The 7132-nt window shown below is 75.1% G+C and carries 9 protein-coding genes; 3 read left to right on the top strand and 6 right to left on the bottom strand.

The window, feature by feature from the left end:
• Nucleotides 1-271 (bottom strand): AAA family ATPase (locus tag ACH01S_RS34480; RefSeq protein WP_157406346.1); only part of this gene is annotated, 271 nt, incomplete at its 3' end.
• Between the two features lie 154 nt (nucleotides 272-425).
• Here ACH01S_RS34480 and ACH01S_RS34475 point away from each other — a divergent pair.
• Complete coding sequence (locus tag ACH01S_RS34475; protein ID WP_148344336.1) at nucleotides 426-1238, top strand: hypothetical protein; 813 nt, start codon at nucleotides 426-428, stop codon at nucleotides 1236-1238.
• 91 nt (nucleotides 1239-1329) lie between these two features.
• A complete protein-coding gene (locus tag ACH01S_RS34470) occupies nucleotides 1330-1839 on the top strand; it encodes a GNAT family N-acetyltransferase (protein ID WP_067901829.1) in 510 nt (169 codons plus the stop codon).
• Here ACH01S_RS34470 and bsaP read toward each other — a convergent pair.
• A complete protein-coding gene (gene bsaP / locus ACH01S_RS34465) occupies nucleotides 1836-2096 on the bottom strand; it encodes a biotin synthase auxiliary protein BsaP (protein ID WP_246236662.1) in 261 nt (86 codons plus the stop codon). The genes ACH01S_RS34470 and bsaP overlap by 4 nt on opposite strands.
• A 47-nt stretch (nucleotides 2097-2143) precedes the next feature.
• On the bottom strand, nucleotides 2144-3484 hold the full coding sequence (locus ACH01S_RS34460; protein ID WP_067901825.1) for an acetyl-CoA carboxylase biotin carboxylase subunit: 1341 nt from the start codon (nucleotides 3482-3484) through the stop codon (nucleotides 2144-2146).
• A gap of 139 nt (nucleotides 3485-3623) precedes the next feature.
• On the opposite strand from ACH01S_RS34460, the gene ACH01S_RS34455 reads away from it, so the two are divergent.
• Nucleotides 3624-4277, top strand: a complete 654-nt coding sequence (locus ACH01S_RS34455) for a TetR/AcrR family transcriptional regulator (protein WP_067901822.1) — start codon at nucleotides 3624-3626, stop codon at nucleotides 4275-4277.
• Between the two features lie 16 nt (nucleotides 4278-4293).
• Here ACH01S_RS34455 and ACH01S_RS34450 read toward each other — a convergent pair whose 3' ends face one another.
• The 3 genes from ACH01S_RS34450 to ACH01S_RS34440 all read right to left on the bottom strand — a co-directional run bounded on the left by ACH01S_RS34450 (nucleotide 4294) and on the right by ACH01S_RS34440 (nucleotide 6979).
• Complete coding sequence (locus ACH01S_RS34450; protein ID WP_067901819.1) at nucleotides 4294-5100, bottom strand: VOC family protein; 807 nt, start codon at nucleotides 5098-5100, stop codon at nucleotides 4294-4296.
• A gap of 65 nt (nucleotides 5101-5165) precedes the next feature.
• Nucleotides 5166-5723, bottom strand: coding sequence for a hypothetical protein (locus tag ACH01S_RS34445; protein WP_246236660.1), 558 nt, complete (start codon nucleotides 5721-5723; stop codon nucleotides 5166-5168).
• 11 nt (nucleotides 5724-5734) lie between these two features.
• Nucleotides 5735-6979: an alpha/beta hydrolase gene (locus tag ACH01S_RS34440; protein ID WP_083981475.1), complete on the bottom strand. Its 1245-nt coding sequence runs from the start codon at nucleotides 6977-6979 to the stop codon at nucleotides 5735-5737.
• Nucleotides 6980-7132: the final 153 nt, after the last annotated feature.

Raw genomic sequence — 7132 nt, 5'->3', positions numbered from 1 at the left:
CCCCCAGCCGCACCGGCGGCGTCCCGGCGCGGCGGGCCGCGGCGGCGGGCGACAGCGGATCCGGGAAGCGGGCGAGCTCGTGCAGGTCGTCGATCCCGGCGAGCCGCCGGACCTCGTCCAGGTCGCCGGGCTCCCCTGGGGTCACGCCGGTCTGGCCCGGCTTGACCACGGCGACGGAGACGCCGCGCGCCGCGGCGACCGCCGCCAGCGCCGCGCTGACGACGGTCTTCCCGACGCCGGTACACGTCCCGGTCACCACGAGCACACTCACAAGGCGGCACACTAGCGCGGGGCCCCGGGCCGGTCGGCGGCCGGATCCCACAGTCTTCGGCGGGCGATTTTGTATCGGGATGAATCGGGGGGAACCGGACGGCATGCGAGGGCGTCGAACCGTCATGGCCGGACCGTACACACGTTCCCACCGGGTGCCGGCGTTCGCCTGCGCGGCCGTCGCGGCCTGCGCGGCGCTGACCTCCTGCGGCGGCTCGGAGACGGCGTCCGCGCCGTCCTCGCCGCCGCCGTCGTCCCCCGCACCCGCCAGCTCCCCGTCACCCACCGCGTCACCCACCGCGTCCCCCGTCGACCAGTCTCCCGCCGGTGAGAAGCTCGTCCTGCGCTGGCGCAGGACGGGCGGCTTCGCCGGGGTCGGCGGCCCGGGCAGCGTCCCCGAGTTCTCCCTCTACTCCAGCGGGCGCGCGATCGTCGCGTCCGGCGCCGCGCCCGGCGGGCAGCCGCGGGGCGGGCTCACCGAGTACCGCCTGAAGCCGGAGGCGGTGCGCCCGCTCCTGGACGGCGCCCGCGCCGCCGGGCTCGGCCGGTCCCACACCGTCGGGTCCGAGCGGATCGCGGACGCGCTGATCACCGTGGTCACGATGGACGGGGCCACGACCCGGATCATCCAGGCCGAGTCCCAGTCCGGGCCCGAGGCGCGGTTCCTCAAGCGCCTCGACCCGGCGGGCTGGCCCGCGTCCGACCAGGCGGCGAAGCCGAAGCCGTACGAGCCCGCGAAGACGGCCGTCCTCGCGGGCGAGACGGCGGCGACGGGCACGGTCAAGGCGTGGCCGCTCGCCCCGCTCGGCGACGGGGTCCGGGAGGCGGGCGCGCTCTGCACCCTCGCCCCGGCCCGGAAGGTCCCCGCCACGAGGCCGGACATCGGCTGGCGGAGCGAGGGAAAGACGTACTCGGTCCGGCTGCGCCCGCTGCTGCCCGCCGAGTCGTCCTGCCGGGACATCGCCTGATTCAGTCTGTCTTGTGGGCTTATAGCCTGTAACGCCGGAGCCCGGGGTCGCCGTGATCCCGGGCGGCGGGACGGACTTGGAGCACCCCCCGATGCGCACGCTGAACGGCAGCCAGCCGGTCGTCGTCCGGACGGCGACGCCGGACGAGTACGGCCTCATCGGCGACCTGACCGTCGAGGTCTACGTCGCGGGCGGGCTGGTGTCGTCCGCGTCGCCGTACGTCGAGAAGCTGCGGGACACCGCCGCCCGCGCCGCGGACTGCGAGCTGCTCGTCGCCGAGTCCGGCGGCGAGGTCGGCGGGGCCGTGACGTACTGCCCGCCGGGCAGCCCGTACGCCACGCTGGCCGGGCCGGACGAGGCCGAGTTCCGGATGCTCGCCGTCCTGGAGCGGGCGCGCGGGAAGGGGATCGGGCGGGCGCTGGTCCGCGCCTGCGCGGACCGGGCCCGCGCCGCCGGGCTCACCGGCCTCCGGCTGTCGACGCAGCGGAACATGGAGGACGCGCACCGGCTGTACGAGCGGATGGGGTTCGTCCGCACGCCCTGCCGCGACTGGGCGCCCGTGCCGGGGCTCGACCTGCTGACCTACGCGCTCGCGCTCTAGCCGCGCAGGTCGCCGTGCTCGGCGCAGCGGGCCGTCCAGCCGACGGGGGTGACCTGGACGACCATCCGCCGCCGGCAGCGCCCGCAGTACCGGGGCGGCTCCATCGCGCGGGCCGCGCGGCACGCGGCGTGGTCGCCCCCGGAGGCGGCGGGCTCCCCGCAGCGGTCGCAGTACACCTGCGCGTCGTCCGCCTGCGCGTCCTTCGTCTGCGCGTCCTTCGTCGGCACGTCGTTCGTCTGCGCGTCGTTCGTTTGCACGGCGCCACCCTAGTCCGGTCGGCGCGGCGCGGTCGCGGGGCGCGGGGTCACGCGGGGGTGCGCATGCGGCCGACGAGCCGGGTGTCGTAGGCGCCGTCCACGAACTCGGGACGGTCGAGCAGCTCCCGCAGGAACGGCAGGTTCGTCGGCGGGCCCTCGATGCGGAACGCCTCGACGGCGGCCCGCGCGCGGCGCAGCGCGTGCTCCCGGTCGTCGCCGTGGACGCACAGCTTGGCGAGCAGCGAGTCGTAGTGGGCGGTGACGGCGCTGCCCTCCGCGTACCCGGCGTCGATGCGGATGCCGTCGCCGACCGGCTCCTCCCACACCTTGATCTCGCCGGTGCCGGGGACGAACCGCAGCGGGTCCTCGGCGTGGACGCGGAACTCGAAGGCGTGGCCGCGCGGGGCCGCGTCCGCGAACGAGACGGCCTCCCCGCACGCGACCCGGAACTGCTGCTCGACGAGGTCGACGCCGGTGACCAGCTCGGTGATCGCGTGCGCGACCTCCAGGTACGGGTTCATCTCCAGGAAGAAGAACTCCCCGGTCGCGGGGTCGACGAGGAACTCGACGGTCCCGGCGCCCCGGTAGCCGACCGTCTCGCCCGCGCGGACGGCGGCGGCGAGGATCCGCTCGCGCAGCCCGGGATCGACGCCGGGGGACGGCGTCTCCGCCGCGACCTGCTGGTGGCGGCGCTGGACGGAGCAGTCGCGCTCGCCCAGCGGGACGACCGTCCCGTCGGCGAGTCCGAGGATCTGCACCTCGACGTGCCGGGCGCCCTCCACGTACCGTTCGAGCAGGACGTCGGCCCGCCCGAAGATCCGTTCGGCGCGGGCGCGGGAGGCCGCGTAGGCCTCGCGCAGCGTCGTCTCGTCGCGGGCGGCGGCCAGACCGATGCCGCCGCCGCCCGCGGCGGGCTTCACCATGACCGGGTAGCCGATGCGCTCGGCCTCCTCGGCGGCGGTCGCCGCGTCCGGCACGGGCTCCCACACGCCGGGCGCGACCGGGACGCCCGCCTCCTTCATCAGGTTCCGGGCGTTGATCTTGTCGGCCATCCGGGCGGCGGCGAGCGGCGGCGGGCCGACCCAGACGTGGCCGCGGCCCGCGACCGCGCGGGCGAAGTCGGCGTTCCCGGCGAGGAACCCGTAGCCGGGGTGGACGGCCTGCGCGTTCGTCCGGTCCGCGGCCTCCAGGATCGCCGGGACGTTGAGGTAGCTGCGCGCCGGGTCGGCCGGGCCGATGAGGACGGCCTCGTCCGCCTCCGCGACGAACGGCAGCCCGGCGTCGGCGGCCGAGTGCACCGCGATGGCCTTGACGCCCAGCGCGCGGGCCGTGTGGACGATCCGTCCCGCGATCTCTCCGCGGTTCGCCACGAGCACGGACTCGAACACCTGGTGACTCCCCCTCGCGAACGGCCGGGGCCGGGGCGCCCCGCCAGGCCCGAGACTAGTGGGATCCGCGCCGCCGGGGTGCTCGACAGATCCGGGGAATGCGGGAAAATGCGGTCGCGTCCAACCGAAGGGAGTCGCGGTGACGGGCAGGCGCGCGACCCCCACCGGCCGGTACGGGGGCAGGACGGCGGCCGAGCGGCGGGCCGAGCGCCGCCGCAGGTTCCTCGCCGCCGGGCTGGAGATGTTCGGCCGCGGCCCCGGCTACCGGGGCACGACCGTGGCGGCGCTGAGCGAGGCCGCCGGGCTGTCCACCCGCCAGTTCTACGAGGAGTTCCGCACCCTGGAGGACCTGCTCGCCGAGCTGCACCGCGAGATCGACGACGACGCCGAGCGGGCCGTCGTGGACGCGCTGCCGGGCGTCGCGGGCCTGGGCCTCGCCGCGCGCACCGCCCGCCTGTTCGGCGCGTACGCGGCGAGCGTCGCCGCGGACCCGGCGCGCGTCCGGGTCGCCTTCGTGGAGATCATCGGCGCCGGGCCGCGGCTCGACCGGCAGCGCCTCGACCGCCGCGCCCGCTGGGTCGAGTTCATCTGCGCCGAGGCGGCGGGCGCCGCCGCCCGCGGCGAGATCCCGGCCCGCGACTACCGGATCGCGGCGACCGCGTTCATCGCGAGCATCAACGGCCTCCTCCACGACTGGAGCACCGGCTGGGTCGACGCCACCCTGGACGAGGTGATCGACGAGCTCGTCCTCATGCTGCTCGGCCGCCTCACCGCCCCCGACCGCCCGTCCTGACGCGGGACGGGCGCGCTCACGTGAGTTGGTGGGGAGCGGTGGAGCGGGACGACGGGGTGATGAGGGCCAGGCGCGCGCCGGTCGGGTCGGTCAGGACGGAGAAGCGGCCCGGGCCGATGTCGACCGGCTGGACGTAGACGTGGGCGCCGAGGTCGGCGGCGCGGGACGTGGTGGCGTCGCAGTCCGACACCCAGAAGTAGGGGGTCCAGTGCGGCGGGAAGCTGCGCGGCCACCACTCCTCGATCGGCACGAGGCCCGCCACGGACCGGCCGCCGAGCTTCCAGTTGGTGTAGTCGGGGGCGTAGTAGGTGCGGTCGACGGGCGTCCAGCCGAAGACGCTGCCGTAGAAGCGGCGGGCGTCCTGGACGTCGGGGCAGGCCAGCTCCACCCAGCACATCGCGTTCGGCTCGTCGATGACGCCCGCGCCCTTCAGGTTGTACGGCAGCCAGAGCCCGAAGTCGGCGCCCTGCGAGTCGGAGCACAGCGCCCCCCGGCCGAGGTCGCCGACGTCGGTGGGCTCGGCGGCGACCAGCCCGCCCGCGGCGCGGACCGCGTCGAGGGTGGCAGGGGGGTCGTCGGTGCGGAAGTAGCACGTCCACGAGCCGGGCTGGGACTCGTCGGCGAGCGGCTGCGCGCCGGTGACCTCGGGGCCCTGGACGCCGCCGAGGGTGAAGATCTCGTAGTCGCCGAGCGGGGAGACGGTCAGCGTGTAGGAGTACCACCCGAAGACCTCGCGGTAGAACGTCCTGGACGCGTCCACACTCGGGGTGGCCAGCTCCATCCAGGCCACGGTCCCGGGGGCGTGTGCGGTCACCTCGGGCATTCCTCCACCGTAGGGACGGACGCGCAATGCCCGATGCCGGGAACCGCCAATATCGCCCCAAAGTGTCAGGCGGGCTCGACCGCCTGGAGCAGGCCCCACACGAAGTGCGCCGTGACCGTGCCGCCGCCGGGCGTCGCGACGGTGGCGTGCCAGCGGCTCGGCGCGTCGCCGTCCTGGTGCGCGACGCTCCCGAAGCGTCGGGTGACGTCGTCGACCACGCACGACCAGGGGACGAGGTCGTCGACGCCCTCCAGCTCCGGCACGGGCACGCCGTCGTGCCGGACGAGCCACTCGTGCAGGACCGTCCCGTCCGGGGCCAGGAGGATCTCGAAGCGCAGGCCGGGCCACAGCGGGAACGGCGGCCACCAGGCGACCGCGCAGTCCACGTCGCCGACGCGGCGCGGCTCGACCGCGCCGGGCGGGCCGAGGACCGCCTCGTACCGGCGCCGCCCGCGCGGGAACGTCCGCGACCGGACGATCCGCTGCCAGCGGGCGTTGACCTGCCGCATCTCGGTGCGGGTGGCGGCGAGCGAGCGCATCGCGTCCTCGACCAGGCCGGGCTGGTAGTCGGCCATCCGGCGGAGCAGGACGAGCTGGAACTCCCGCCGCGCGAACCCGTTCACCGCCGCCCCGGTCAGGACCTGCGGGCGCCGATGGCGGCGGCGATCGCGGGCCAGCTCCGCACCAGCTCGACGCGCCAGTACTTCCAGTTGTGCATGCCCGGCCCGTACAGGTGCGCGGTGACCGGGACGCCCGCCCGCCGCGCCGCCGCGACGAAGTTGTCGTTCATCACGCCGGAGAGCTGCTCGCCGATGCGCCCGGCGTCCCACGGCGCGGCGTCCGGGTTGTCGTAGGGGCCGGGCTGCCCGTTGCCGGACGAGACGTACACGCCGACGCCCTTCAGCCTCGACACCATGACGGCCGCGTCGTGCGCCTCCCAGTTCGCCCGCGCGGTGATCGGGTCGCCCCAGATCGAGGTGCCCGCCTCCCGGTTCATGGTCGTCAGGATGATCGGCATGCCCGGCGCGGTGATGTTCAGGGCGCCGCTGTAGGACGCGGCGTACTTGAACACGCCCCGGTGGCGTTCGGCGTAGGTGATGGCGCCCTGCCCGCCGGACGACAGCCCGATCGCGGCGCGCACCGAGCCCGCGCGGAAGTTGCGTTCCATCAGCGGGATGACCTCGCGGATATGGAACGTCTCCCATTCGGGGATGCCGCCCTTGCCGCCGTTCCACCAGTTGGTGTACGACCCGTTCCAGCCGCCCTCGGGCATGACGACCATCGCGTTGTACGGGCCGGCGACCTGCTCGATGTTGGAGTCCTTCGTCCAGGACGTGTAGTTGTTGTTGCCGCCGTGGTAGGCGTACACGACGGGCCACGTCCTGGTCGTGTTCCGCGTCCAGCCCTTCGGCACCATGACGCGCGTCTTCACCTTCGCGCCGAGCGCCGGGGACGCGATCGTGACGTCGAACTGCCGCGAGTTCACCTTCGTGACGCCGGTGACGGCCGCGCCGTCGGGCGCCTTCGCGTAGCCGCGGCCGCTCGTCCCGCCCGGGGCCTTCGGCTTCCTGCCGTGGCTGCCGGTGTTGGAGTCGGGGTCGTCCGGGGCGGGCGCGCCGCCGCCCGTCTTGAACGGGTTGGTGTTCGGCGGGACGTGCGGCAGCTTCGGCGGCTTCGGCGACGCGGTGCGGGACCTCGGCGCGCCCGGCTGCGTAGCGGGCCCGAAGGAGGGGACCGGATCGGCGTTGCCGGACGCCTCGGAGCGCCCCTTCGGCACGCCGATCCCGGCCTGCGCGAGGCCGACCATGACGGCGGGCAGGAGCACGGCCGCCGCCGCGGTGCCCGCGATGGCGATCTTCCTGTCGGTGCGCTTCTTCATGGGCTCCCCAGCCGGTCCTCATGGGCTCCCACCCGGCCCGGAGCGCGTCCGGCGCGGCGCCCCGCATCGCCCGACGAAACTACTGTCCCCGCCGTCACGGCCGCAAGTATTGGCAATGAATGCAATAAAGGCGAGACAGGCGGCGGCGCACCG

The sequence above is a fragment of the Actinomadura chibensis NBRC 106107 genome (genome assembly GCF_001552135.1).
Classification (GTDB): domain Bacteria; phylum Actinomycetota; class Actinomycetes; order Streptosporangiales; family Streptosporangiaceae; genus Spirillospora; species Spirillospora chibensis.
Note: the sequence above shows the minus strand (reverse complement) of the source record. Positions and strands in the feature narration are given on the sequence as shown.